Here is a 24,459-nt window from a genome sequence, read left to right as displayed (position 1 = left end):
TGTGCGGTTTCTTGCGGATTAATGGTATTCATCCGCTGAAATATCTCGGCAATCTTATTGGTATCCTCAAGACGATGAAGGACAATAGGACTCAAGTCAGACTTGGGTGCTGGATAAACGATGGATTTACATGCATTACTTACGCTTTCCCTCGGGGATAAGCCCTTCGCCAATCCTAGGCGGATAAGCCTGCTTGAGCAGGTTGCCAACACAGGCTCGATCAGCCAAGGCGCCAAGCTTGCGGGGATCAGTTATAAAGCGGCGTGGGACGCGATCAATGAGATGAACACCGCCATGCCGGAACCCGTAGTGTGTAGCGAAAAGGGCGGCAAAGGCGGTGGCGGCGCTAAACTCACCGAATTTGGCGAACGGTTGCTTAAGGTGTATTCCATCACCTCCCAAGTACAAGAAATGGCCTTGGCCGCCTTGCTCGATGAGTCCGTCGATATGCACAGTTTATTGGATGTGATGGCGCATTTCTCCCTCAACACTAGCGCCCGCAATCAGTTAACGGGTCGTATCAATAGCATTGATTCATTTGGATTAAATGACAAAATCAGCGTGACCTTAGCGGGCGGACAACAGATTCAGATTTCAGTGACCCATTCGAGCTGCGAACGCTTGCAGTTAGCCCTGGATAAATCTGTGTTGTTACTGTTTAAAGCCCCCGCTGTATTGGCGACGACTTATGCCTGTGAAGTGGATGGGCAAAATTGCTTAAGCGGTTGTTTGCTGAGCGTGACTGAACTTGGCGATAAGGCCGAATTAGCCATAGCTATTGATGGCAAAGACATCATCTATTCGGTGATGCCACTCAACCAAATGCAGAGTTTGGCTGTCGGCGAATCATGTTTCGCCTGTTTTGATGCCACGCAGGTGATCCTTGCCAGCATGAATTAGTCGAATTGAGTGATTAATTCGGTTAATCATTGGGTTATTCTCTGGGGATGGCCAGTGACTTGGCGTTATTGTTGTCGAAGTGGGATCGTTCGTTTTTGTATTTAAATCAAGAGTTGACCCAAAGGGGGAGCAACAGCAATCCTTTCTTGGAGCTCCTTTGCCAAACAATGTCCATGTTTAACTGTCAGTTCACCATCTCAGGCTCTTGTTCGTAACACTGCTACACAGCACGGTCGCTTATCTATTCATCAACACTGATAGCTTCACTAACTTAACTCATTTAGGATGGCACATCGATAGCCTTGTTGGTGTAACAGGCATTTTTGTGGGTAGGGTTATACGGAGAAATGCAGTAATTACAGCGGCACTTCCAAGCAAACACGGTGAAGAAACTGAATGTGTTATCGACAGTCTGGATGGGCAAAGAACTGTTACGGCGACGGCATGACTATTCCATATCAGCAGATGACGCGCTTTGTGCTGCGAAGAAACAGGCCGAACTCTCATTAATTCATAGCTGTTGGGGTTATGAATTACTAGGGGATCCTACAGTGCTCTGCTTATATACCCTCTTTCGCGATTAACAGTGTATTAAAATGTAAGCTCTGGCTGTTCGGCTACTACACGTTTTTGCGAAGTTTTATTGATACAGTAGATTGCCTTGCTAAATCTTCAAGTGTTAATCATTGTGCTAGCAATGACTCTTGAGTTTCTTTAATTTTGGCCGTTTCCCCTACATCCTTTAATATTTTTCAGTTACTTAGGGTTTTCAGTGTGGTAGCGATTTTTAGTTATAGTATTAGCTTGGATCATTTTTATCTCCTCAAGTTAAATAAGTTGGCATCAAAATATTACCTCAGAAAAAGAGTTATAAAGGTTTAAAGTTAAAGGTGAAAGCGTATCTATGATGAGTGTCATGATTCTATAAATACATCACTAAAACACTTTTCCTAAAACAGTAACTTGCTTTAACTCTTAGATGAATTGAACAAAAAATTGACCAGCTTGAAAGGTGTTAGAGTAATTAGACTGTACATGATAGATTAAAAATTAATTTAATAATGGTTAAAGTGTAATGTTTATAGGGTTAATAGTTAGCTGTTATATGACTCTCTTGGATTTAATAGTTTATTTTATATCCAGGGTAAATGTTAATTGTCTTATTGTAAATAATTCCTGATTAATGTGAGAGTGAAGATCTATAAATAATGGGTAAGTCTGAACTTAGATAATTAACTACTAAAATACTGACCATACTTTATAAACTTTATCAAATGGCAACTATTCTTTATTTTGGTTAAATGATTTATTGTTGAGTAACCTGATATCCTTTTTTGCAAAAGCTTCTCTACCAACTATACTAAAGCCCAACCAGTAAAAATTTCGGCCATTACCGTCAAGTGTTTTGTATCCGTTAAGGCACACATGTCCATATATAGAATAAGCTCTCAATCCTTTAGTAGCATTATTCCTTAAACTTATGAAGGAAAACTGAGTTACCTGAGAGAGAAAAACTAATCCTGTTGCTATTCAAATTTTATTTTTATACATTAAACTTGCACCATGATTACTATTTTTGTATAACTATTTTAACTGATTAATTCATTATTTCTTAAATATTAAACGGGTTTTAATGCTGTTAAATCATTTTTTCATCGATGGTTTTAAAAACTTTTTATGATTTTGAGTATTAGAGTCTAGGGACGTATATGGCATTTAGTCATGGAAAAGTGATCAATATTTTAGTGGTCGATGATCATTCGTTGATTTTTGATGGATTACGGGGCTGTTTAGCGCCTTATCCTGAACTTAATCTGATTGGCTCGGTTGAAGATGGGCTTGCGGTATACGAGAAATGCCTCAAACTCAGGCCAGATCTGGTCTTTATGGATCTTAAATTACCCGGAATGGGTGGATTGGACGTGATCCGTCAGCTCAGACAACGTTGGCCAGAGATGATGATTATTATGTTAACGGCGACGATTGAGGAAAAAAGTGCACGGGAAGCGCTTGATGTAGGCGCCAATGGCTATGTATTAAAAAATAGCCCTAAGAGCACACTATTAGCGGCAATTAAGTGTGTGAGTAAAGGCAAAAACTTTATCGATCCTAGTTTAGATGAGCAGCAAATAGCCGCTTTGAGTGGAGTGGTCGATGGGGATATCCCTTTGCTGACCCCCCGCGAGCAACAAGTGCTAAAACTGATCTGTGAGGGGCGCCGCAACCGTGATATTGCTGAAGATTTAGTGATTGGTTTAAAAACGGTAGAGACTCACAGAATGAATTTAATGCGCAAACTTAATGCGCATAATGTCGCCGAGTTAATGCATTGGGTGCAAAGACTCGGATTATAAAGATGGATGTGGCGCAAGCACAGTTTGTGCCGTGCTTGCACTTTTAGTCTAAGATCAACTTTCAGCGTCTAATGCGTGAATTAAATTATCGAGTGCGCTAAATTCTGCTAGGCTCAAACATTCTTTCGTTTCGAGTGCTACCTCTAAATCTGCCGCTTCATTTGCAATGTTTTTTTTACCTGCTAAGCCAGCGCTACCTTTGATGGTATGCAGTACATCACTCAATTCTTTCCAAGCTTGATTCTCTATATGTAACTTGGCCTGATGTGCCATATCGGCCAGATGCACAGCGAGTCTATGATTAAGATCTGTATGCGAAAAATCAATCATAGGCGCATCGATTTCATTGTTTATCACGAGCTGCATATCACGATCTAACTGCATATCAGCCGCGGCTTCGAGTGCATGGTTAAGTTGCTTCAATGACACTGGTTTGGTGATATAACTATTCATACCCGCGGATTCTATTGTGTCATGCTCTTTAGGATTGGCGTTGGCAGTGAGTGCAAAAATTGGGCAATCACCATCGAGAATATCTTCACTATTGCGCCATCGTTGCGTTGTTTGATAACCGTCGAGTCCTGGCATGCGAATATCCATAAGGACAAGATCGAAGATATGTCGAGTACCTTTTTCTAACGCGGCTTCACCACTGCTAACGGCAATGACTTGTTGTCCTAATTCAAGCAACATTTTACCTATGATATCGCGATTAGTTTCGACATCGTCGACTAAGAGGATCTTTAACCGCCAAGGGAGAAGTGTTGGGGTATGTTGACGTTGCTTATGTGGCAGGTTGTGGCGAATTTCAAAGAGCCTCTGCCATAAACGAGCCGGCAAGTGAGCCAGTTCAGGAGATGCTAATGCCGGATTATCCCCTTCAATGGGGCAAGCTCCCCAGAGTGTGAGTTGTGGATGTAAGGCTAAAGGAGCGACAATCACCGTATTAGGCAAACATAGGGGCGCAGTTGGATCAACTAAGGGTAAATCGAGAATAAAGGTACTACCTTCGCCCAAAGTGCTAAACATTGTGAGTTTGCCTTTCATTTTGCTGGCGAGTTTCGCTGAGATAGGTAAACCAAGCCCTGTGCCCGATTTATGATGGCAAGTTTGTGCAAAAGGTTCAAAAATACGCTGCTGATCTTGAATAGCAACCCCTCCCCCCGTGTCTTCCACACTAAAATACAGATGCTGCTTAACCACTTCGATACGTAATAAAATCTGGCCAGCTTCGGTAAATTTAGCCGAATTACCGAGCAAGTTAACCAGAATTTGCCTGACTCGCAGAGGATCCAGTAGTGCTTTCTCGGCGACATTAGCATTGACTAAGCATTTTAGGGTGATGGGTTTATTCACGATCCGAGATTGGATGGTGATCATTGCATCATCAGCCAACTTCAAAATGGGGTAAGACTGTAAGTTCATTTCAATTTGGTCGGCTTCTATACGGGAAAAATCCAACAAATTATTGATAATGGCGAGTAAAGAATTGGCACAATTATATGCGGTATCACGCAAATCCATTTGCTTAGGTGTCAGTTGGGTATTACGTAGTAATTCGAGCGACCCAGTAATACCATTCAATGGAGTTCGAATTTCGTGGCTGATAGTTGTTAGATGCTCGGTTTTACGTTCATTGGCCTTTTCTGCTTCTTGCTTAGCCAAGGCTAATTCATTGGTACGAAGGGTGACTTTTTGCTCTAACTCGTCATAGCTTTCTTTTACTGTATCGAGTAGATGATTATAGGCTTTCGCAATTTGTCCCAGCTCGTCATTACGATCCTGTGGTAGTCGGTGTTCGAAGGTCGACTGACTGGCATTATTGATGATATTTACGAAGTTTCTCATAGGTTTGCTAAGGTTAATCTTTAATATATTCAGCAGGATAGTTGCTGTCAAAACTAAGACCAACAGAGCGCATGGCAGCTCTTTAAAAAAAGGTATTAACGCCATATCTTTAAGATAGACATCTGAAATTAATGTGATGTGCTGCCAGCCTGGCCCATGAATATGCTCTTTTATGACATAGTAATCGCCCAATGGGTGTGCGGTGTTCTTAGCATGTGGGTGGTCATGACTAAATTCATCTTTGAGTTTAACGAGTATCGACGGAGTTAAGGTTAAGGTAGATTTAGAAAATAACTCCCCCTTTGGTGTCATGAAAAAGCTAATGTCCCCAGGTCCTAAGGCATTATTTAGTGACATTGCTGACGCTAAATTGATACTAAAACCGACTTGTGGGGATAGGGGATCCTGTGGGTCACTCGAGTAACTGAAACTTAAGTGGTAGTCTTCTGAATTCTTGTCCTTGAGCGGTGTTCCCCAACGATAACCTGTAGTCGACGCTTGTACTGAGAGCTGTTTTATCTCGCGTAGACGAATTTGAAAATATTCATCATTGGCATCGGATGCTGCATAAATCGTAATACCTTCGTTAGGTTTCAAGATGAAAGTATCTAAATATCTGTGTTGCCCAGCACTGCCAAATGTTTGCGCGACCCACATGGTCAAAGTATCGTCATGGCTTTTCGCTTGGAATGGAAAATAATGAGACACAATTTCCTGGTCATTCACTTTGTCTATTGAAGCGAACTGTTTGAGCTGTTTATCGAGCTGGCGCACATCATAACTGGCATCGGTGAAAAGTGTATTACTCACCTCGGCCCGTAATCCGCTGAGCTCACTAAAGGCAACTAAGGAGCGTTCGAGTGTATGGCTGAACGTGTTGTTATAGGATAGATATTCCATCATCAGCCATAGAGCTACGAGCACTGACATAAAGGAGACAGTGAGCTTAGTAACTAAGGAAAACTTCCATTTGATCTTCATCTATGTTCTCTGCTCATCTTATTTCGGCCTTTGTCAGTTAAAAATACGCTATTCATCTTGTTCTTGCATGAACTTCGAAATCCATTCGAACCATTTTCTCATCTTAACCACATTAACGGCCAGTGCTATCAGGTGAATAACTGAGGCTTGGTATTTTTCATCTACCTACCTTAAGTAGTTAAGGTGTTCACCTGATGGGCGCTAGGCTTAGACACTTACATACTGATCCCATGAAAGTGAAACAGGGTGTGAAAATGCTGACGAGATTGATTGAAAGTGGCTTCTTGGCTAGCCAAAACGTCGAAGGAAACACGACTTGGACCTTAGCCGAAAGACAAGCCCTCGTTCTCGAAACTGACACCTCTGTATCTATTGCAATAGTGCTAGCGATTTCGACCGATATTGCTGTGGATTGGCTAACACAAGCAACGCTCGCATTAGCCGCTAGTGATCACGCCTTAGATTGTGGCCTTCAGCTTAGAGGTGAACTCTGGTTGTTATGGCGTTATTACGATGAAATTCAAGATGATGAAGCTTTATCTCAAGGGATTGTCATGCAACTTGCTATAGCGAGGTTTCTCGAAAAGAGCCTGCTTAAACCTGTTGATAGCAATCGAGCTTCACTTATCGGGAGGACAGTATGAAAAAACTACTCAGTCTACTGTTACTTTGTCAGATTGGCCTAGTTCAGGCTGCACCACTGACAAACATTAAATGGCAAGGTGAACCCTTTGTAATGATCAGTCGAGGCACTGCGCTAGCCTCCGTCATCCAAGACTTTGCCAACAATTACGGCGTACCAGTCATTGTCAGTAACAAGGTCAACGACAACTATATCGGCCAAATCCAAGAACAAGATCCTAAATCCGTTATTCAAGATCTGACCCGTCGCTATGGCTTAGTTTGGTACTACAACAACGAAGTCTTATATGTTTACAAAGCCAGTGAAATTAATAGTGAAGTGCTACCGTTAACTAGCTTATCCGCGACTAAGGTCGACCATTACCTGCGCAGTGCAGGAGTGTTAGATAAGGGGGTCTGTAACATTAAATCTATGGCAGGGATCAGTGGCTTACAAGTCACAGGTGTACCCGAATGCATTAACAGTGTCACCAAACTTACGGCACAACTTGATGCCAATGCTAAACAAACCACAGAAAACCAAGAAACGGTTAAAGTCTATCCACTGAAATACGCATCTGCCACAGACTCTATTTATGAATATCGTAGCCAACCTGTGAGTATTCCAGGATTAGTCACGGTGCTAAAAGAAATGGATCAAGGTACACAAGTCGCCAATGCAGTGGCGGGTTCTGTGAGTAATATTAGCGGTCCAGTCTTTGCCGCTGATCCTCGTCAAAACGCCATCATAGTCCGTGGAAGTGCCCGTGATATGGCCACTTATGGCTCTTTGATAAGACAACTCGATACTAAGCCCACCATGATTGAAGTGTCTGTATCGATATTCGATGTGGACGCCTCTGACTTTAAACAGTTGGGCATAGATTGGTCGGCGTCAGCCAAATTAGGGGGTGGTTCAGTCAGTTTCAACAGTGGTGATAGCAGTGACAATTTTTCCACTGTCATAGGCAATACTGGCAACTTCATGATGCGCCTCAATGCACTAGAGAAGAACTCTAAGGCCAAAGTGCTCTCACGTCCCTCTGTGGTTACGTTAAACAATGTGCAAGCAGTACTCGATAAAAACGTGACATTTTACACTAAGTTGGAAGGAGATAAAGTCGCTAAATTAGAGTCAGTGACCACTGGTTCTCTATTACGAGTCACACCAAGATTGATTGATGAAGTAGGTCATCAGGCTGTGATGTTGGATCTCAATATTCAGGATGGTCAACAGAGCCAAGCAGTGAGCCGTAGTGAACCATTACCACAAGTGCAAAACTCCGAGATCTCGACTCAGGCGACGCTGAAATCGGGGGAGAGTCTGTTACTCGGCGGCTTCGTACAAGATAGAGATGAAACGACCCAGAACAAGATCCCGTTACTAGGCGATCTACCATTACTGGGCGGTTTGTTTAGAAGCACAGATCACCACACTCAAAGCGTGATGCGTCTGTTCCTGATTAAAGCGGAACCCGTTAACCAAGGAGATTAATATGTCTTCAGGATACAAGCTCTTATGGTTAAACGGTCCATTGCAAGGACGAGAGCTATCTTTGCCTCTTGGTAACTTAAGCATCGGACCCGATGGTGATGTGTTAGCCACACTTGAACACGTAGAACAAGTGGATTTATTGATCGATGAAGCGGGGGTTCGGCTGCAGTCTTGGGTACCGACTTGGATAGCTGGACAGCCTATAAGCGAAGTCAATATGTTGCCATTGGGGCAAGTTATTGAACTCGCTGGTGTGGGTATCCTCTTAGGCCATTGCACCGATGAATTACAGCAACAGGCAATACCATCACATTTTCAAACAAAGGCAAAGAAGTCGTGGTGGTTACTGGCGACAGTTTCAATGCTCTCTATGGTGCTATTAGCGACAGTGTTATTAGCTCCTGCAAAGATGCCTATCGCCGAGTTGACACAAGCACAATGGTTATCGCAGCAGCTGCAAACCGACGGTTTAAACGGAGTTCAAGCCCATTGGTCAAAAGATGGCGTGGTGACACTGAGCGGCTTTTGCCAAGATTCACAACGTATGGCGCAGTTTCTCGGTGATATCAAAGGACAAGGTATTTTATTTATAGAGCAGACCACTTGTGGCGATCAGTTGATACGTAATGTCAAAGATGTCTTAGTCCAAAATGGATTTGCCAATGCCCTTGTGACCTTAGGTAGTGAGCCCAGCAATGTCATTATCTCAGGCGCCATTCAGTCAGGGGAGCGCTGGGATAAAGCGGTGTCTAGCTTGAATAACTTGCCCGGACTTGTTAATTGGCAAGTTAGCAATCAGGTTGACAGTCAGCTCAAACCGTTAATCTCCGCATTGCGAAACAAAAATTTACTGGTTGGTCTCATGATAGAGCGGATCAATGATGCCATCGTCATGACAGGTAAAGTCAGTGAACAACAACAGCAACAGATTATGACTGTTGCGCAAGGATTAGAACCAACGCATGCCAATGGATTGAAGTTAGTATTTCAAAATATTCCAGTACAAAACGAACTTAATCATTTATTTAATGCTTCTGTGGTGACCTATGGTGGTAATGCTCAGTCTCCATTCATAGAGTTATCGAGTGGTGTTCGGTTATCAACGGGTAGCAAATTAGATAATGGTTATGTCGTGGAGTATATGAACATTCATGGATTAGATCTCAGTAGAGCCGGTGAGTTAATTCATGTACCACTTATTTTTTAGGAGGCATTATGTCAAGAATTACACAGCTTGAGGATGATATTAAATCACATAATTACAAACAGGAGGCTTACCATAATAGACTAGCTAAAATGCGCAGTAATATCTTATCTGGTAATAGTGGAACAATTCCATTGTTAGATGAAGCTATCAATGCGGCAGAAATAGTTATAGACACACTTTTTTCACGTTATAAAAAATAGCTTTAAATTTTAATCTAGTGGTTTGACCAGTTTTGTTTTATTCCCATCGTTTTTAGGTATCTTCAATACATAATAGTATTAATATATAAGTCAAGGAGTTAGTTATGGATATGTTCAGTGATATAAAATCAGTTATGCAAGATCTTCAGCAACGTAAAGCAGCACTTGGAGAACATATTAAAGAATTTCAAGCGCTACAAGAAGAAATAAATCTTCTAGTTGAACGTTCTGATAGGGATCCTGAAGCATTAGCTAAGCTGATTAAGTTAAAGAATGCATTCCCTGGTGGATTTGAATTACAGCAAAATACTGTTATGAATAAAGTCAGTGAATTGGAACATCATTTCAAAAGTCTCGAAACACAATTTAATTTGTTAGGTAAAATAGAATCTGGCGAGGTTGATAATGATATTGACTCAACTTCTAAAGAAAAGGTGATTGACAAGGTTAAAAAAGTTAGAAGTTATATGTAAGTTCAATAAAAATCATGCTTAATTTAAATAATCAATGAGGTGTTATTATGGATATTTCAAATGTAGGTAATCAAGGCACTAGCATTATTAACTCTCAACAACCTGAAAGTGTCAAAAATCAAATTGCTTCACGCGGTGATTCAGTACTCTCAGGGGGAATTGCAGTCTTATATATGTTTATGAATCTGCTTTCTGAATTAGCCGATGCCAAATACAGTCAAATGCAGCAAAAAGCTGATGTTTCTCGTCAAGCGCAAGATATGGCAAATCAGGTTGATGAGGTCATTGCAAACGTCTCCAAAGATGGTGATAAAGCCGTAGGTAAACTTCCTGATGATGTCGTGAAATACATGCATGACAATGGTTTCACCATAGATGGTATGACCATCGATAAGTACCTGGCCAAGAATGACCCCGACGGTAAAGGGTTAGATAAAGGTAAGTTACAGGCGGTGAAAGCGGCGTTGGAATCTGTATCTAACCGTGCCTCTGACTTCGTTTCACAATCTCAGCTACAGCTGCAAAAAATTATGCAGACTTACAACGTTACCGTCAGTTTATTAAACAGTATGCAAACCATGCTAGCGGAGATGAACAAGTCGATTGCACAAAACATTCGTTAATTTAGTGCGATATCGTTTTTTGTTGGAGGTAATCATTGTGGAAATTACAAATGTAGCAACTCAAGGTACCAGTATTACCAACAGTCAAGCGTCGGATGAGGTGAAAGCTCAGATAGCGTCTCGCGGAGATTCAGTGCTCTCTGGAGGTATTGCAGTACTTTATATGTTTATGAATTTGTTGTCAGAACTGGCCGATGCTAAGTATGGCCAAATGCAGCAAAAGGCCAATGTGTCGCGCCAAGCTCAAGACATGGCGAATCGCGTCGATGAGGCGATAGCTCAAGTCGCGAAGCAAGGGGATAAAGCCACGGTAAATCTGCCTGCTGATGTCGTTAAGTATATGAGTGACAATGGCTTTGAAGTTGATGGCATGAGCATCTCTGCTTATCTTAGCCACAATGATCCCTCCGCTGTTTATTTGAAAAAGTTACTAGACAAAATTGCCGCTGCTGGACCAGAAGGAATGCAATCGGCGAGTTGGCAAGATGTGATCAGTTATATGGATGAACACGGCATCAAGGTCGATGGTCAGCGTTGTTGTGATTATATCTGGGGTCTTCCCGAAGTCGGACAGCAATCATGGCAAAGCATCAGTAAGGTACATATGCAACAGATTGCCAATGCCCTTGGCGCTGCTGGAGGTCTAGATAAAGGTAAGTTGCAAGCGGTGAAATCGGCTTTGGAATCGGTCTCAAATCGTGCCTCTGACTTTGTCTCCCAGTCACAATTGCAACTGCAGAAAATTATGCAGACCTATAACGTGACCGTCAGTTTACTCAATAGCATGCAGACCATGTTGGCCGAGATGAATAAATCCATCGCCCAAAATGTCCGTTAGGGAGTCAGTTATGAAACAGGAAGAATTTGAAGTAATTGAACACTTTCTGCAACGGGGAGGCTCACTGCGTATGTTGGCTGACGTCGAGCAAAGTGACTTGAATGTGTTGTACCAATACGCGTTGCAGTTAATGGCTTGCCGTGATCAACAGGGGGCGAAGCGGATCTTTTACCTCTTAATGCGCATAGACCAATGGAATTACGACTACTGCTTTTCTCTAGGAATATGCTGCCAGCAGTTACACGAACATGAAGAGGCCATTTTCTGTTTGGGCCGGGCAGGGATGATCAAAGTCGATAATCCGTTACCCGCTTACCATGCTGGTTTGAGTTACTTGGCGTTAGGTAACCATGATTATGCCCAGAGAAGCTTTAACGCCAGTCTACGTTGGTGTGAAGGCCACCCCGAGAGCACAGGGATTGCCGCCAGTGCACAGCGCGGGCTAGCCACACTCGCTAAGGAGAATTCCCATGTCAATTAACAGTGTGACAGAAAGAGGCCCTGAGAATGTGTCGGCCAATTATGCTAGCGCCCAGGCGCATGCTGTTAGCAAAGCAAGTTTGCCCGACTGGTCCATGCCTGTGACGCTCACTCAAACTGAGCATAAAGATCAGCATCAAGGTCCAGTCACAATGAAAGATGCACAAAGGGCATTGCAGCGTATTTTAACGCCCTTTTTTACCCCAGATCCTAAGACGGGCACTGTTGGTGGATTGGGATCATTGAATTCATTAGAAAAAGCGTCCATGGATTCCATGGTCATGATGGCTGCGAATCTCAGTATTTCGACCTTCGCAGACACAGCAAGCTCGGCCATGAAAGCTAGCAAGATAATGACCGATACTCAAGAGTTCCTGCGCGATAAAAAGGTGAAGGAATATCAAGAGCAACTGGCAAAAGCCATCGAGCAAGCTGATAAGGCCCACAAGGGTGGAATTTTCGGAGCCATTTTCGACTGGATTGTCGGAGCGGTTGAGGCCATTTACGGTGTAATTAAGTTGGTCGAAGGCGCCTTACGCTGTGCGGTTGGTGATGTTGCGGGGGGCGCATTAGAAATTGCCGGAGGTGCTGCCTATCTCGCTGCAGGGGTTGCTGGCATGGTTAAAGCCGCAGCAGAAACCGCCATCTTATGTGGGGCAGATAAAGATAAATGCCAGAGCGTAATTGATGTGGCAGGCAAAGTGCAATTAGGTTGCGAAATAGTGGGCATGGCACTGGATATCTTCCAAGCAGGTCGGGCAATTTCAGCGACACGTTCAATTGCCAAAGGTACAGAAACGGCGATGAAGGAAGCGGCTCCTAAACTCGTTGATGGTATTACTAAAGGTTCTACCGAAGCGGTCACTAATGTCGCGAAAGAAGTTGGTAAGCAAGTTGCCGAACAAGTTACTGACCAGGTTATGGCCAACTTAGGCAAGGGTTTAAAAGAAGCCGCTGAACAGGGGGGACGTAAACTTGCCAGTGGTCTGATGGATGCCTTCAGTAAAGAGGCGATTGAGCAACTCGTGACTCGATCTGTCGAAGAAGTCGGCAAACAGGCTATTAAGAAAGGCGTCCAGGTCACTGCCGAGGAAATCACTAAGCAAGTGGTGAAAGAGGTTAGCCATGAAGTGATTAAAACGGCAATCAAGGCATGTACTTTTACGACCTTAGATGTGATCCGTGCGACCGCTGGTGCAGGAAAAGCGATTACCGATGGCAGCATAGCCGTTGAGAAAGCCAAACTGCAAAAGCAAATTGAAGAACTGATTTTAAAACAGAATTTCTTAGAGTTTTGCTACGAGTGGTACGACAAAGCTAAAGAACAGCAAATGAAAACTGTAAAAGATCTGATTGAAAAACAAGGCGACAGCTTAGACGGTGCCAGTAAGGCGATCAGTCAGAGTGGCGCACTACAAGCCCGTATCGCAGGTTCAACAGTATAAGTGAGGTTTACCATGACAGATATCAACATTATTTCGGGCCAAGGCCACACTCCAGCGCCCGTTAACACAGACAAGACTGATCAACTGAATGACAACTGTGCCAGTGACGGTATGGATGCTATCTCGCAAATTAATGATCTTATGCTGAAATTGGCCGAGATGTTTAAAAAATTACGCAACGTATTACAGGACTACAACGTTAAGCAGCAACAACTCGGTTGGGACGTACAAATTGCCTCTATGGACGATAAACGTTCCGCCATTGATAAGGCCTGCGAAGCGAGTATCTGGACTGGTGTATTAGAAATCGCCGGAGGCGTGATAGGTATGGCAGGGGTTGGGTTATCGGGCAAGTTTGGCGATGCTGCGACTCACATGAGTGGGGCGTTTAGCAAAGGGATTGAAGGCACAGGCAAAGTGGTCGGTGCCAATATAAGCAAAGAGGCTGAACTAGAGCGCACTATCGGTGATTTTAAGGCGAGTAACGCCCAGAGCTATATCAAGGGTGTTAATGATCTGAATGATAAAGCAAAGCAAATTTCAGAGCAGATGCGCTCCTTGATCAAAGAGCTCGTCGAATTGCACGGCCGCATTAGCTCGGCAGTACATAACTAGCAGTGCTTCTATTCAACATCATTAAGTGTTAGGTCGAACCGGCCTAACACTAAGGAGATCAATATGGATAGTGTAAGTCAATATCTTGCCCGTCAAGGGGTGACAGTCAGTCCTGCTTATTTTGAAAACAGCCAGTTTGAATGGGGAAAATGTTGGGATAGTCCCCATTGGTCGATGGTGTATCGCGTCGACGAAAACACCCTGACCATTTGTGACTTTTGCAGTAAAGGCAATACTTCGGGGGTCAGCAGTGCGGTTTTACAGTTAGTGGAACAATTACGTGATTTAAGGCGAAGTCTGCCGGATATTCAGCAGATCCGCGGCATGGTAATCCATGATGCAGGTAGGCCTGCACAACGTCTCGCTCGTCAGGCACTGAGAGAGGTATTGCTCAAACAAGGCGCCAAGGAAGTTAATCAGAATGGCGAGACTTGGTTGGTGTACTAGGGCAAACAAAAGCCGTTCATGAGCATGGTCAATTAAGAGGTAAAGATTATGACTGTCGAAGTCGCATTAGGTAGGCAACATACCTATCACTTTAACGAGAGCCGCTTAGAGCGGGTTCTCACCGCCAACACTTTAGATGAAGCGGGGAAAATGGGCTTACTGGACAAAATTCTTGATTGGTTTCGTGGTGGCGTGAAACTCGAAGCGATACAAGCTCTATATCAGCAAGTAACCCAGCCTGGCGTGCTCACTCCTTCCCAAGTGGCACAAAGGTTTTGTGCATTACGTAATTTAGCGGTCGATCAACATCAAACCAAATTTAAATTAGCTTTAGGCGACAATGGTGAGCAATGGCGGATGTTGCTAAGTATTGGTGGCCGTACAATTTATCAAACGGATAACCGCGATATAGACACACATTTCTATCAAGTTGCCGCAGTGAAAACCACAATAACGGCCAGTGATGACTTACGAAAAATGGCCTCTTCACTCACGCTGGAAAAGTATATTGAAGGCAATATTCAATGTATGTCTGACAATCAAGCTGTACAACAAGCCTTGCGAAATAGCTTGACAGATCCTCGCTTTAGCAGCGAAAAGTTTACTGGAATTCTCCCTAATGATAGCGAAGCTGCGACCTTTGTCGCTCAATTTGGCGATCTTCAGTGGACCTTTTCTAATCGCGCTGAAACAAATGGTGAATTTCGCGGCGGTTTACTTAAAAATGCTTTATCTTCAAATGATTATAAAAATATTGGCGACTTGGTGGCTAAAGGTTTTATGAGCTGTGAGGATAATTTTCTGCGTTATGCCGTCACACCATCTCGTTACGAATTACTTAATTACGTTACTGCTCATGGCATGGAGGATGAAGGGCTAATACGAGTGCTATATCAGGCCAAAGTAGGTAATACCAATTTAGGGGCTCTTTATGGTTTACCCGCCCCCAAAGATGCACCGCAACTAGACAATTTCGATGATTTTGTTTTATGCGATGAGGATATTAATCTTGGCGAATCCCAAGCGGATGTTTATGCCGATGAAGCTACATTCTACCAAGGTATAGGGCAGCACCAAACCACCACCATAGGTGATAACTGTTATAAATTACTTCAGTTGGATATCAATGAAGGCCTGCATTATCTCGCGACTAAAGCTAACCCGTATAAATTTCACGGAGGCATGCAGAACGCGTTCGACTACCTTGTTGGACGCAACTCAGGTGCGATTGCATTACGTAATTGTATAACATGCGCTAAGGCTGTCGATGTCAATATGGGACTCATGTTGGCTCGACAAAATGATAGCGTCGTTCCGCTCAAGTTTTGGGAAGCGATAGACACGAGAGCGGGTGTTATCAGTCAAGTTACGGCTCAGAGCCAAACGATAGGGTTATCGCCTGAACAGTCTGTCTCATCGTTATTATTTAGCGCCTTGCCTCAAGGAAAGCGAGCCATAGTCACTGTCCCTGTCAGTGGGGGAAAAGATTCCCATGCCATGAATTTTTTTCACTTCGATTCGGGTAAATGTTTTTTGGTCGATGGACAAAATGGTAAAAGCTATGATCTTCAGCACCCTGAGGATCGCACCGCGTTAGATAGCCAATATAATGCTCAGGGCCGAGACCTAGCACCTATCACACTCCATACCACAGGAGACTTGCCGAAATTTTAAGTAGATAAGGCATTCAATCGGATAGTTTACGATTTTCTCGTTATTCAGATACAGGATAGCAATCCGATTTAAGACACTTATTCGTGAACATTTACCTAGCAAAAAACGAATGAGCATCATCTTTTTTTCATACTAATGGATAAATTTTCGCATTGTCGAGTGGATCCCCGTAAATGCATTTAAATTGAACCGCTAAAGGCACCTCAAATGATAAATAAAGAGATTGAATTAGATTTTGAAAAGCTTGAAGCAGCCTGCAAGTTAGCCTTAGTCGAACAACAGACCTTAGCTGAGCAAGCTGGCTTAACGAGTCAAGATCTCGAGCTAATTTACCTATCAGGTACGAGTAAATATCAGGCAGGCTTACCCGCAGCAGCGATTGTCGATTTTACCTATTTGGTCATGCATCAGCCTTGGGATAGACGTTTTCATCTTGGACTGGGGTCTTGCCTACATTGGCTAGGTGAATACCAGCATGCCTTGACCTTCTATGGTTATGCACTCGTGATGGATGCTTGCTCTCCCGACGCGAGTTTTCGCATTGCGCAGTGCTTTCTGAGCTTAGATGATGACGCCTCGGCAATCGAAGCGTTACAGATGGCCATCTCACAGAGCTACAGTAAGCCAGAGCACCATTTTGTGGGGGAGCAAGCACAGCAATTGCTTAGTGCTCTCAATAATCAATAGACAATAGGATTTGCAATCTTCATTTATATTATTGAAAGAGGTTTATTATGAATGAGTTAACACATGTTCCTTTATCATCCCCGACTTTAAGTAGTTTAGATTTAGTCAGTTCGGCCCGCGCCTTGTTAAAAACACAATTAGGCAGCTTTGATCCCAAACAAGTGCCCCTGAGCTCTGAAGTCGACGGTAAGGTCACTGATATTCAATCCAAGGCACAACTGACTCGGGATGAAGCTAAAGTGGCTGCCGATGAGGCTAAAAAAGTGGGGGTAGATCTGGCCAAGTCCGGCTTTTTTAGTAAGCTCACTTCGGTGGCTTTTGCTGGTATTGCGCTTGGCGTGTCTATCGCTGCCACAATACTCACGGGGGGGGCAGGGGTTCCCTTATTGATAGCCTCTGGCGTTGCTTTTACCTTAGCGGTCGCCGACGCGGGTTGTGCTTTTGCTGACTGGCGTAGTAAAGCGGCTGGAGGAGAAGGACTCGCCATGGGCAGTGATTCCATTGCTAATGCGCTAAATCTCTTGTTAAGCAAGATGGGGGTAAATGATGATAGAGCACAGTGGTGGGGCAAAGCCGTTTCCATTAGCTCAAGAGTTACGCTAGCAGTAGGCACTTTATGGAGTGCGGTGGTATCTCCTCCCTCTCTTCCCGCGCATATTGCTGGCACAGTTAATATGGTGAATATGGCCCGTAGAAGCGCCGAACCTGTCGTAGAAGGGGTTATCGGTTTAGTGAACCATACCTCGACCAAGGTACTGGATAAGTTAAAAGGTACTTCTCAAAATAAATCATTCGAAGCAGAAGTGTCTAGCGTAAAAGCATACCAACTGCGTCAGTTACAAGCCTCTGCCCTTACACAGCAAGGTAATATGAAACTCAGTGAGGTGCAGTTAGCACTGAAAGAGAGCCAAGCCAATGAAAAAACGGCGCAATTTGATGCCGAAATCCGTATGAAACAGAGTGAGCGATTCAGAGGAACTAATCAAACATTACAGCAACAACTTGCAGAGAAAGAGGGATTGCTACTGCAGAGTCAAAATCAATTTGAGCAACTACAGTCACGCTTCGATAAATCCAACGTTCAACTATCAGGCGTGATGCAGCAGCTACAAATGCTACAGCAGCAATTGGCAGAATTACAGCCTGCGAGAGCTAGAAATAATAGCTTTAGCTAAATCAATAACAGTCCTTAAACAATATAGCGAGGAGACAATATGTTAAGCAGTAACGCCTTTAACGCTAGCATAGCGACTGGGTTAGGCCGTTTTTCTCCCTCAGAGAACGCAAGGCAAGCAATTCGGTTATCGCCAGATCAAGCGATAACTCAAAGACAAGCGATTAAAGACCAACACATTACGCAATTATCTGATGCACTATGGCTTAGCAGAGACGGGGATACTGTGGTGGCAAAAGCATGTAAATCTGCGTTTAATGCCCTGGGAACGCAAGCTGATAAGCAAGATGCCGCTAAGCAGCACATCTTATGCTATGCAGCCCTAAAGTTAGACAAATTGATCCAGCATGGCAGTTATCTTGCGAGTCCTAAGGTGAACAAACAGGTACTGGCTGATATCGCTACTATGCTCGAAATCGATAGACACAGTGCAGGCAAGAGTGTCCTTGAGAGCGCTGCAAGGGTCCTAGTCGATAGAGTACATCTCGATCGAGTAGAACACGTAGATCCCGCAATAATGACCGCAGTTAGAGATAGGTTAGTCTTAAAAACACTCCATTGTTTGACCGAGAAAATGAATCGGGTCGTCGATAAACATATTGAAAAAAAGGGGTTATACGGAAAAGAGGGCCATAGTTTTAGTTCTGCACAAATTGACCATAAAGTGTATGACCTCCTGCTAATTCATAAACAAGTTCAACGGGGTCAAGATCTTAATGCATTACGCAGTGGCTTAGTCTGAGTCATTACGGACCGTCAGCAAGGATGCTGGCTAGTGTATCAATCGTTTTCTTTTTCAGTCGTTCCTTCGATTCTTATCCCACGGGTTAGTTTCTCATAAGTCGTTGTTGACGCAGCTGCATTTAAGCGAATTCAGATCTCAGGTTAACACCTGATGTCAACCTATCCGCTCGCGTTTCACAATGAATCATAGTTTGCAGTAAGGGTTAATCCATATGAGTGCAATACAAATAATTTTGTTTCGACAGCCAGGGAAAATCCACTATCAGGGTGAAAATCTAGCGGTCGGCAGTAATCAGTTAGTTGTAACCACTGAGGAGGCAACAGCTTCTGCTTTGAGTCGTGACAATTGGATGAGCATCTTTTGTTATCCAGGTGAGCTACACGCATTATTTCACGAAATTGCCGATCTGATTGGCCCGAGTGCTGAGATGAATCGATTTCAACCTGAATCAACAAAAATACTCCCTGTATTTGATGAGTTAAGCAATGTCATTGAACAGTTGAAAGGTAATCATAATTTATTGATTAAGTTTATTTTTATGTACTGTCTTGGCATGGATAACCGTTACTTTTCCGGTTTAATGCGTTATTTCTTAGCCCATAACGACAAGATGCTGAGCTATCTTGAGGGCAATTTTATGCAACCTTGGCCAGTCACACGCTTTGCCGAAAATTTAGGCATTGAAGTACGCCGACTCAATTTCTTGTTTTATAAAAACTATGGTGTATCGGCAAAGCAATGGTTGTTAGAACGGCGCTTAAGTTATGCCCGTCAGCAACTGATAGTGACAGAGAAAAAAGTCGCCGATATTGCCTTAGATAGTGGTTTTAGTAATCACGCACATTTTACCGAATCGTTTAAGAAACGTTATTTATGCAGCCCAACCGTACTGCGTGCAACCTTTGTATAAGGAGGTCCCATGGACTTAAGTGCCATAGTTAATCAATTGTCTCAGCTATCGACGCGCTCAGCTCAAGAGGTACAGGCCAAGATGTCTGCAGGCGATTTGACCGATCCCGACAAGATGATCAAAGCCCAATTTGCCATGCAGCAATACTCTAACTTTGTCGGCTATGAGAGTGCCATGATAAAAGCGATTAAAGACATGATCCAAGGGATCATTTCTAAGATTTAACCCCCTTCGATTGCAAGGATAAATTATGTTAACCAGTGCCGATAAACAACTGTTAGTAGAGGCTGCCATTGCCGCCTCAAACCATGGTCTAACATCGCAAGCCTATGCTTTGCTAGCCATTTTTCCTCAACTGATTAGCGATGATGAAGACAGACATATTTGTGCCAGCCTTATTTACTTTGGTTTAAATGAAAATACTAAAGCATTAAGGGAATTAGCTTCTTGTCAGACTGAAGCTGCCCAAGGATTAAGATTTTTATTTTCAGGTTCAGGCCCAACAGCTGGGCGGAGTGAAATTATTTCACAGATGTTACGTGGAGGTTCCAATGGAAATTCATAGCCTAAGTCAGCTTGCTAAAGTCACCCAGCAAGCCAGCAAAACCACAGAAGCAGACCCTAACTTAGCAAGCCAGTTTTCACAATTAATGCAATTAGGGGGATCGGATATAAGTCAGGCGGTGAACATAGCAACTCAGCCACAGGCTTCGGGTTCATTACAAGGTGTGATACAGAGTGCTGAAAGTCACGGAGTCGGCCACTCACCCTCTCCAGAGGCCATGTTAGGCGGACAGCTCTTGATGGGTAAAGCCATAGTTGAGGTCGATCTGGCGGCAAAGACTGCGGGCGCCGTCTCCCAATCCATAAACAAATTGGTGAATATGCAATGAAACATTTTAAATGGTCAATATTGTTGCTCGTCTTCGCATTGACTGGATGCAAAGTCGATCTCTATCGAGATCTTCCACAAGATGAAGCGAATCAAATGGTCGCCCTGTTGATGCTTAATCACATAGATGCCAGTGCTGAAGCGGATCAAAAATCAGGTAATGTGTCCTTAAAAATAGATAAAGATCAATTTATCAATGCCGTTGAATTACTGAGGCAAAATGGCTTTCCTAAACCTCATTATGCCAATATCGAGGATTTGTTCCCTTCGGGTCAGTTAGTGACTTCACCCGCCCAAGAGGAAGCGAAAATGGGTTATCTAAAAGAGCAACAACTTGAGCGTACCTTGTCGAGTATGGATGGGGTGATTAGCGCTAGGGTGTCTATTGCTGAACCTGCACCCGACTCAGGGCGTCAGATTGCACTGACTAAGTCGGCCTCCGTATACATTAAATATTCACCTCAGGCTAACTTAACAAATACGGAAAATCAGATTAAGAGCTTAGTGCAGAATGCCGTTCCAGGACTGAGTTACGACAATATCAGTGTCTTTTTGCAAGCTGCGAGTTATCGCTATCAAGCAATTACCCAGCCGACTAGCAGTAGTTCATCTCAATTTTTAGCCCAGGTCGAAGCGTACAAGTTACCATTAGTGATCAGCTTATCTGGAATAATGCTACTCAGCATAGGCGGTATGTGGTGGATGAGACGTAAGTAACCATAATAATTGTTGTTTCTGGAGGAACTATGGAGGACTTGACCCCTAATCAACCACTAATACGGGTCGAAGCTACTGGCCAAAACAAGTTAAATCGAGTTGTATCACCAGCATTATTGGCCTTCAATCGTCTCGTTTGGCAACCTGTTGCGACTATGCATCCGAGCTGGTGGCAAGAATTACAATTAACTCTTTGGCAGGCACAGTATCAAGCGGGTACCCGATTAGCGCTGCGAATCGAAGCAGTTGTGGTTTCCCGTTATGGTTTGGCAGGTCAAGATTTACCAAAGGAATTTAATGAGCTCGAGGCTAACCTGTTAGCCTGCCGGCATAAACTCAGTGCCATAGTGACGGCGTTGGGGCTCTTTCTCCTCAACCGCCCTGATTATGTGTCATTACGTGAATATCGTGATGCCTTGCATCAAGAGTTAAGCCAAGCACAAATTCAACAAATTTGGAATTTGTGGCCCCAGAGGCCCCAACTTACAACATATGCCTATCGAGACGAAGTGACTGCGGCAGAGTTAGTTGGCGTAGCCCAGGCCTGCGCTATTACTCTGATAGGACAATTATGGGGAAACAAACCGTTCTGGCGGGCATTAGCCTTGACCTTACCTGTGCAAGCAACATTGCCATGTAAAGCGGACTCTCTAGCACCTATTTCCTTAGATATTCCTCGCTGGTTAATGAGATTGGAGCGACTACTATGAACCCATTTTTAATTGAGGTACGCCCTTGCGAGCTCCGTCGTGAAGGGCATCATTTGATCAGCGCCACAGCGTTACATCGGGCGAGTGAGTTAGCGGATATGGAACACTTAGTTCGTACGCGAATTGCCAAAGCACTCAAAAAAGCCCGCCGTCAACGCGATGCCGCGCAAACTCGTAGTGAGCAGATACTAGAGCAAGCACAACAGGATGCCCAAGCGCTTAGCGCACAGTGGCAACAGCAAGCTAAAGCTGTGGCCATCGATGAGGCCATTAGCTGGCATTATAACGAAGCCCAGTTAATTCAATCGCTTACCGATAAATTACATGCCAATATTGCCGAGCAAATTAAAAAAGTGCTGACGACTTGGATGCAAGAACATGAGTTGTCTGCATTTCTAATCAAACGGTTATCCGATCAAGTCTGTGAACGAGTAGGGCAAGGTGCCTTAACACTGCTGGTTTCAAATGATGATTTTGCCGCGCTAGCCAAGGCATTCGATGGCCGTATGACAGTGCAAGTATCAGCGGAGTTAGTCTCTGGACAGGCCGAATTAAGTTCTTCGACTATGACAGCTAAAATTGATCTTAATGAACACTTACAGCAATTACTGGCGGCGTTTGTCCCCGAACCATTAAAGGGCGTTGGCTAAGGAGCTTATTATGGTGCGTATCGATGGTGCCAACGCAGTGGATTTTCATAACACAGCGAGTGTTAACGAAACCCATGGACAAGTGTTTCCGGCAAACAATGTAACAGACATGGCGGCCGCAGAATTAGCGGAAGTGCGTTCTGAAGCATTGGAAGAGACCATGGAAGGATTAAGTCTCGGATTAAGCAGCCATTTGAAAAAGTTAACCTCAGGTAAAGAGCCAACAGATCCCCGATTTACAGCACTCGAGCAGTTACTGCAACAACTAGGAGACACGCAAGCAAGCACAGTCAATAAACTGGCCGAACAGTTTGCGAGCTTAGGCGATGGTGATGAGATCCTCTCGCAACTTAAACAATTGGGTTTAGACAGCGGTAACATGATGCTATTAATGATGGCGCTAGTCATGTCAGGAAAATTAGGTCAATCCGCCCATAATAAGCTACGCAAATTACTGACAGAATTACTCTCGCAAGAAGGAGCTGAAATAGCATTATTTGCCGCCCTTGAAGGCGTTGCACTCGATCATGCTGGTCTGCAAGCCTTGCAACAACTTTATCAACAAGCGGTTCGAGGCGATGCCGGCCTAGCCAAATGGTTTGAATTACTTCAGCATCTTCCTGACCGCCGTAAGCGGATCCGTGTGTTGCTTAGAGCACTATCTGAACCTCTGAGCGATCAGCACAGCGGGAGAAACATGGTCAAGATAGCAGCAGCGGTAGATGACTTACGTCGATTGCTTATTTTTCTTACGATAGAGGAACATTGCTATATGCTCGCCCGTGCGACTCAGCTTGATGGTGAACAAGTGTTAAAAGTCACGTTACAACTGACAGAACAAGCTTGGGTGTATCCCCAATGGATAGATGAACAAATACGACTATTACCTTTAATGCCAGCAAGACGATTGGGATTTCTGCGGCGCTGGCGGGAACTGCTGAGTATTATTCCTCTGGCATGTTTTCGCGATCCAGAACAGAAAGAACATATTGAAGAGGCCATGTTGGGCTTACTTGATGACTGGTGTGATCAGGAATAATGAGCATCTGTTAATGTTAGCGTAACGCAGAACTCAGGCAACTATGATGATATTACAGGAAAGATCTACATTCAGACCATATGCAATACCTATACAGTCCAGTCGCTGACGCATGGTTGCTTGATTGACCTGCGAGATTTTTTTTTGCCGCATAAGACTCGATATTGGCCCGTAATACAACAGGTATTTAAGTTAGAACTCGACTAGTCTCAGGTGTACACCTGATATTCATTCTTCCTGACTCAGGACAAACTTTCATCAAGGTCACACTTTCACCAATTGAGGGGGACGCTAGATGAATGTACATGACCAATTATTAGCTCAGCTCGGCCAAGCACTCGGCTTACCATTAGTGTTTGATGCTAATGGACAATGTCTGCTAATGCTAGATCAAAAATTAATGATCTCTATACGTTACGGCGATGCGCAATGGACCTTTTATTGCATGCTCGCTCAGAAGCCGCAGCTGACTGAAAACCACTATTGGCAAGCTTGTTTGCAATTGAATCTCAAACTTGCCGAACAAGGTAAGGGCTGCATCTGCTATGAGCCTCAGTCCGATGCTTTGTTATATTTAACATTTGTTCCTATGCCAGCCAGTTCCCCCCTGCTCAGCGAATTTCTCGGTGACTTAGTCGACACGTATCAAGCTCTGCAGAGCCATGTTGAAACCGAAATGACTGGGACAACCTCATCAATAAATACCATAAATCTTAGTGCGGGGGGACAATAAT

At 43.8% G+C, this 24,459-nt stretch carries 27 protein-coding genes and 1 pseudogene; 27 read left to right on the top strand and 1 reads right to left on the bottom strand.

The features are described from left to right. The first annotated feature begins 120 nt into the window (after window positions 1-120). The 3 genes and pseudogenes from L5M37_RS21560 to L5M37_RS21550 all read left to right on the top strand — a co-directional run bounded on the left by L5M37_RS21560 (window position 121) and on the right by L5M37_RS21550 (window position 3,254). Window positions 121-900, top strand: a complete 780-nt coding sequence (locus L5M37_RS21560; RefSeq protein ID WP_263201808.1) for a TOBE domain-containing protein — start codon at window positions 121-123, stop codon at window positions 898-900. A gap of 317 nt (window positions 901-1,217) precedes the next feature. Further along, window positions 1,218-1,484, top strand: a pseudogene (locus L5M37_RS21555) (hypothetical protein); the annotation flags it as partial. 1,125 nt (window positions 1,485-2,609) lie between these two features. After that, the gene (locus L5M37_RS21550) at window positions 2,610-3,254 is read left to right on the top strand and encodes a two component system response regulator (protein WP_131525039.1); all 645 of its coding nucleotides are present in this window, start codon (window positions 2,610-2,612) and stop codon (window positions 3,252-3,254) included. A 54-nt stretch (window positions 3,255-3,308) separates the two neighbouring features. Here the strand turns inward: L5M37_RS21550 and L5M37_RS21545 are convergent, their stop codons facing one another. Further along, window positions 3,309-6,083: a two component system sensor kinase gene (locus L5M37_RS21545; protein WP_263201807.1), complete on the bottom strand. Its 2,775-nt coding sequence runs from the start codon at window positions 6,081-6,083 to the stop codon at window positions 3,309-3,311. 254 nt (window positions 6,084-6,337) lie between these two features. Between L5M37_RS21545 and L5M37_RS21540 the strand changes: the two genes are divergently transcribed. The 24 genes from L5M37_RS21540 (at window position 6,338) to sicP (ending at window position 24,458) form a co-directional block, all read left to right on the top strand. Next, window positions 6,338-6,727, top strand: coding sequence for a hypothetical protein (locus tag L5M37_RS21540; RefSeq protein WP_247651579.1), 390 nt, complete (start codon window positions 6,338-6,340; stop codon window positions 6,725-6,727). Further along, on the top strand, window positions 6,724-8,199 hold the full coding sequence (locus L5M37_RS21535) for an EscC/YscC/HrcC family type III secretion system outer membrane ring protein (RefSeq protein ID WP_131525041.1): 1,476 nt from the start codon (window positions 6,724-6,726) through the stop codon (window positions 8,197-8,199). The genes L5M37_RS21540 and L5M37_RS21535 overlap by 4 nt, the downstream gene beginning before the upstream one ends. Window position 8,200: 1 nt before the next feature. Continuing rightward, window positions 8,201-9,406, top strand: a complete 1,206-nt coding sequence (gene sctD / locus L5M37_RS21530; RefSeq protein WP_168826756.1) for a type III secretion system inner membrane ring subunit SctD — start codon at window positions 8,201-8,203, stop codon at window positions 9,404-9,406. A gap of 8 nt (window positions 9,407-9,414) precedes the next feature. After that, entirely contained in the window at window positions 9,415-9,606 is a 192-nt protein-coding gene (locus L5M37_RS21525; protein ID WP_131525043.1) for a hypothetical protein, read from the top strand. 104 nt (window positions 9,607-9,710) lie between these two features. Further along, window positions 9,711-10,079, top strand: coding sequence for a hypothetical protein (locus L5M37_RS21520; RefSeq protein WP_168826759.1), 369 nt, complete (start codon window positions 9,711-9,713; stop codon window positions 10,077-10,079). A gap of 47 nt (window positions 10,080-10,126) precedes the next feature. Then, on the top strand, window positions 10,127-10,702 hold the full coding sequence (locus L5M37_RS21515) for a secretion protein EspA (RefSeq protein WP_006081435.1): 576 nt from the start codon (window positions 10,127-10,129) through the stop codon (window positions 10,700-10,702). Window positions 10,703-10,739: 37 nt separating this feature from the next. Beyond that, window positions 10,740-11,540, top strand: coding sequence for a secretion protein EspA (locus L5M37_RS21510; protein WP_263201806.1), 801 nt, complete (start codon window positions 10,740-10,742; stop codon window positions 11,538-11,540). Between the two features lie 10 nt (window positions 11,541-11,550). Next, on the top strand, window positions 11,551-12,021 hold the full coding sequence (locus L5M37_RS21505) for a SycD/LcrH family type III secretion system chaperone (RefSeq protein WP_028759293.1): 471 nt from the start codon (window positions 11,551-11,553) through the stop codon (window positions 12,019-12,021). Beyond that, on the top strand, window positions 12,011-13,465 hold the full coding sequence (locus L5M37_RS21500) for a type III secretion system translocon protein (RefSeq protein ID WP_168826763.1): 1,455 nt from the start codon (window positions 12,011-12,013) through the stop codon (window positions 13,463-13,465). Before L5M37_RS21505 ends, L5M37_RS21500 begins: the two co-directional genes overlap by 11 nt. A 12-nt stretch (window positions 13,466-13,477) precedes the next feature. Beyond that, window positions 13,478-14,080 (top strand): pathogenicity island effector protein, encoded by a 603-nt coding sequence (locus L5M37_RS21495; RefSeq protein ID WP_028759295.1) that lies wholly within the window; start codon window positions 13,478-13,480, stop codon window positions 14,078-14,080. A gap of 63 nt (window positions 14,081-14,143) precedes the next feature. Next, the gene (locus L5M37_RS21490; RefSeq protein WP_173246826.1) at window positions 14,144-14,527 is read left to right on the top strand and encodes a secretion protein; all 384 of its coding nucleotides are present in this window, start codon (window positions 14,144-14,146) and stop codon (window positions 14,525-14,527) included. Between the two features lie 48 nt (window positions 14,528-14,575). After that, window positions 14,576-16,201, top strand: coding sequence for a hypothetical protein (locus L5M37_RS21485; protein ID WP_263201805.1), 1,626 nt, complete (start codon window positions 14,576-14,578; stop codon window positions 16,199-16,201). A 207-nt stretch (window positions 16,202-16,408) separates the two neighbouring features. Continuing rightward, window positions 16,409-16,888 carry a SycD/LcrH family type III secretion system chaperone gene (locus L5M37_RS21480; RefSeq protein ID WP_263201804.1) on the top strand — a complete coding sequence of 160 codons (480 nt, stop codon included), beginning with the start codon at window positions 16,409-16,411 and terminating at the stop codon, window positions 16,886-16,888. A gap of 47 nt (window positions 16,889-16,935) precedes the next feature. Next, on the top strand, window positions 16,936-18,063 hold the full coding sequence (locus tag L5M37_RS21475; RefSeq protein ID WP_263201803.1) for a hypothetical protein: 1,128 nt from the start codon (window positions 16,936-16,938) through the stop codon (window positions 18,061-18,063). 39 nt (window positions 18,064-18,102) lie between these two features. Then, entirely contained in the window at window positions 18,103-18,804 is a 702-nt protein-coding gene (locus L5M37_RS21470; RefSeq protein ID WP_263201802.1) for a hypothetical protein, read from the top strand. A 214-nt stretch (window positions 18,805-19,018) separates the two neighbouring features. Beyond that, a complete protein-coding gene (locus tag L5M37_RS21465; protein ID WP_012197144.1) occupies window positions 19,019-19,717 on the top strand; it encodes a helix-turn-helix domain-containing protein in 699 nt (232 codons plus the stop codon). Window positions 19,718-19,726: 9 nt separating this feature from the next. Then, a complete protein-coding gene (gene sctF / locus L5M37_RS21460; protein ID WP_012197145.1) occupies window positions 19,727-19,942 on the top strand; it encodes a type III secretion system needle filament subunit SctF in 216 nt (71 codons plus the stop codon). 25 nt (window positions 19,943-19,967) lie between these two features. Beyond that, window positions 19,968-20,282, top strand: coding sequence for an EscG/YscG/SsaH family type III secretion system needle protein co-chaperone (locus tag L5M37_RS21455; protein ID WP_012197146.1), 315 nt, complete (start codon window positions 19,968-19,970; stop codon window positions 20,280-20,282). Continuing rightward, window positions 20,269-20,610 carry a type III secretion system inner rod subunit SctI gene (gene sctI / locus L5M37_RS21450; RefSeq protein ID WP_131525054.1) on the top strand — a complete coding sequence of 114 codons (342 nt, stop codon included), beginning with the start codon at window positions 20,269-20,271 and terminating at the stop codon, window positions 20,608-20,610. Before L5M37_RS21455 ends, sctI begins: the two co-directional genes overlap by 14 nt. Further along, window positions 20,607-21,326: a type III secretion system inner membrane ring lipoprotein SctJ gene (sctJ, locus tag L5M37_RS21445; RefSeq protein ID WP_012197148.1), complete on the top strand. Its 720-nt coding sequence runs from the start codon at window positions 20,607-20,609 to the stop codon at window positions 21,324-21,326. Before sctI ends, sctJ begins: the two co-directional genes overlap by 4 nt. A 29-nt stretch (window positions 21,327-21,355) precedes the next feature. Continuing rightward, window positions 21,356-22,036: a type III secretion system domain-containing protein gene (locus tag L5M37_RS21440; protein WP_263201801.1), complete on the top strand. Its 681-nt coding sequence runs from the start codon at window positions 21,356-21,358 to the stop codon at window positions 22,034-22,036. Continuing rightward, entirely contained in the window at window positions 22,033-22,686 is a 654-nt protein-coding gene (locus L5M37_RS21435) for a type III secretion protein (RefSeq protein ID WP_012197150.1), read from the top strand. Before L5M37_RS21440 ends, L5M37_RS21435 begins: the two co-directional genes overlap by 4 nt. Window positions 22,687-22,696: 10 nt before the next feature. After that, window positions 22,697-23,725, top strand: a complete 1,029-nt coding sequence (locus L5M37_RS21430; protein ID WP_028761714.1) for a TyeA family type III secretion system gatekeeper subunit — start codon at window positions 22,697-22,699, stop codon at window positions 23,723-23,725. A 295-nt stretch (window positions 23,726-24,020) separates the two neighbouring features. Then, window positions 24,021-24,458, top strand: a complete 438-nt coding sequence (sicP, locus tag L5M37_RS21425; RefSeq protein WP_219252139.1) for a chaperone SicP — start codon at window positions 24,021-24,023, stop codon at window positions 24,456-24,458. Window position 24,459: the final 1 nt, after the last annotated feature.

It is taken from the genome of Shewanella sp. SM69, from assembly GCF_025653985.1.
In the GTDB taxonomy this organism is placed as follows: domain Bacteria; phylum Pseudomonadota; class Gammaproteobacteria; order Enterobacterales; family Shewanellaceae; genus Shewanella; species Shewanella oncorhynchi.
This window is presented reverse-complemented; position numbering and strand designations above follow the sequence as displayed.

Excerpts from the sequence above, each read along its gene's own strand:
- L5M37_RS21490 (WP_173246826.1), top strand. The coding sequence starts at position 14,144 with ATGGATAGTGTAAGTCAATATCTTGCCCGTCAAGGGGTGACAGTCAGT.
- sctF (WP_012197145.1), top strand. The coding sequence starts at position 19,727 with ATGGACTTAAGTGCCATAGTTAATCAATTGTCTCAGCTATCGACGCGC.
- sicP (WP_219252139.1), top strand. The coding sequence starts at position 24,021 with ATGAATGTACATGACCAATTATTAGCTCAGCTCGGCCAAGCACTCGGC.
- L5M37_RS21495 (WP_028759295.1), top strand. The coding sequence starts at position 13,478 with ATGACAGATATCAACATTATTTCGGGCCAAGGCCACACTCCAGCGCCC.
- L5M37_RS21465 (WP_012197144.1), top strand. The coding sequence starts at position 19,019 with ATGAGTGCAATACAAATAATTTTGTTTCGACAGCCAGGGAAAATCCAC.
- L5M37_RS21505 (WP_028759293.1), top strand. The coding sequence starts at position 11,551 with ATGAAACAGGAAGAATTTGAAGTAATTGAACACTTTCTGCAACGGGGA.
- L5M37_RS21435 (WP_012197150.1), top strand. The coding sequence starts at position 22,033 with ATGAACCCATTTTTAATTGAGGTACGCCCTTGCGAGCTCCGTCGTGAA.
- L5M37_RS21560 (WP_263201808.1), top strand. The coding sequence starts at position 121 with ATGGATTTACATGCATTACTTACGCTTTCCCTCGGGGATAAGCCCTTC.
- L5M37_RS21520 (WP_168826759.1), top strand. The coding sequence starts at position 9,711 with ATGGATATGTTCAGTGATATAAAATCAGTTATGCAAGATCTTCAGCAA.
- L5M37_RS21545 (WP_263201807.1), bottom strand. The coding sequence starts at position 6,083 with ATGAAGATCAAATGGAAGTTTTCCTTAGTTACTAAGCTCACTGTCTCC.
- L5M37_RS21515 (WP_006081435.1), top strand. The coding sequence starts at position 10,127 with ATGGATATTTCAAATGTAGGTAATCAAGGCACTAGCATTATTAACTCT.
- L5M37_RS21535 (WP_131525041.1), top strand. The coding sequence starts at position 6,724 with ATGAAAAAACTACTCAGTCTACTGTTACTTTGTCAGATTGGCCTAGTT.
- L5M37_RS21485 (WP_263201805.1), top strand. The coding sequence starts at position 14,576 with ATGACTGTCGAAGTCGCATTAGGTAGGCAACATACCTATCACTTTAAC.
- L5M37_RS21525 (WP_131525043.1), top strand. The coding sequence starts at position 9,415 with ATGTCAAGAATTACACAGCTTGAGGATGATATTAAATCACATAATTAC.
- L5M37_RS21540 (WP_247651579.1), top strand. The coding sequence starts at position 6,338 with ATGCTGACGAGATTGATTGAAAGTGGCTTCTTGGCTAGCCAAAACGTC.
- L5M37_RS21500 (WP_168826763.1), top strand. The coding sequence starts at position 12,011 with ATGTCAATTAACAGTGTGACAGAAAGAGGCCCTGAGAATGTGTCGGCC.
- L5M37_RS21440 (WP_263201801.1), top strand. The coding sequence starts at position 21,356 with ATGGAGGACTTGACCCCTAATCAACCACTAATACGGGTCGAAGCTACT.
- L5M37_RS21470 (WP_263201802.1), top strand. The coding sequence starts at position 18,103 with ATGTTAAGCAGTAACGCCTTTAACGCTAGCATAGCGACTGGGTTAGGC.
- L5M37_RS21455 (WP_012197146.1), top strand. The coding sequence starts at position 19,968 with ATGTTAACCAGTGCCGATAAACAACTGTTAGTAGAGGCTGCCATTGCC.
- sctJ (WP_012197148.1), top strand. The coding sequence starts at position 20,607 with ATGAAACATTTTAAATGGTCAATATTGTTGCTCGTCTTCGCATTGACT.
- L5M37_RS21475 (WP_263201803.1), top strand. The coding sequence starts at position 16,936 with ATGAATGAGTTAACACATGTTCCTTTATCATCCCCGACTTTAAGTAGT.
- sctD (WP_168826756.1), top strand. The coding sequence starts at position 8,201 with ATGTCTTCAGGATACAAGCTCTTATGGTTAAACGGTCCATTGCAAGGA.
- L5M37_RS21480 (WP_263201804.1), top strand. The coding sequence starts at position 16,409 with ATGATAAATAAAGAGATTGAATTAGATTTTGAAAAGCTTGAAGCAGCC.
- L5M37_RS21550 (WP_131525039.1), top strand. The coding sequence starts at position 2,610 with ATGGCATTTAGTCATGGAAAAGTGATCAATATTTTAGTGGTCGATGAT.
- sctI (WP_131525054.1), top strand. The coding sequence starts at position 20,269 with ATGGAAATTCATAGCCTAAGTCAGCTTGCTAAAGTCACCCAGCAAGCC.
- L5M37_RS21430 (WP_028761714.1), top strand. The coding sequence starts at position 22,697 with ATGGTGCGTATCGATGGTGCCAACGCAGTGGATTTTCATAACACAGCG.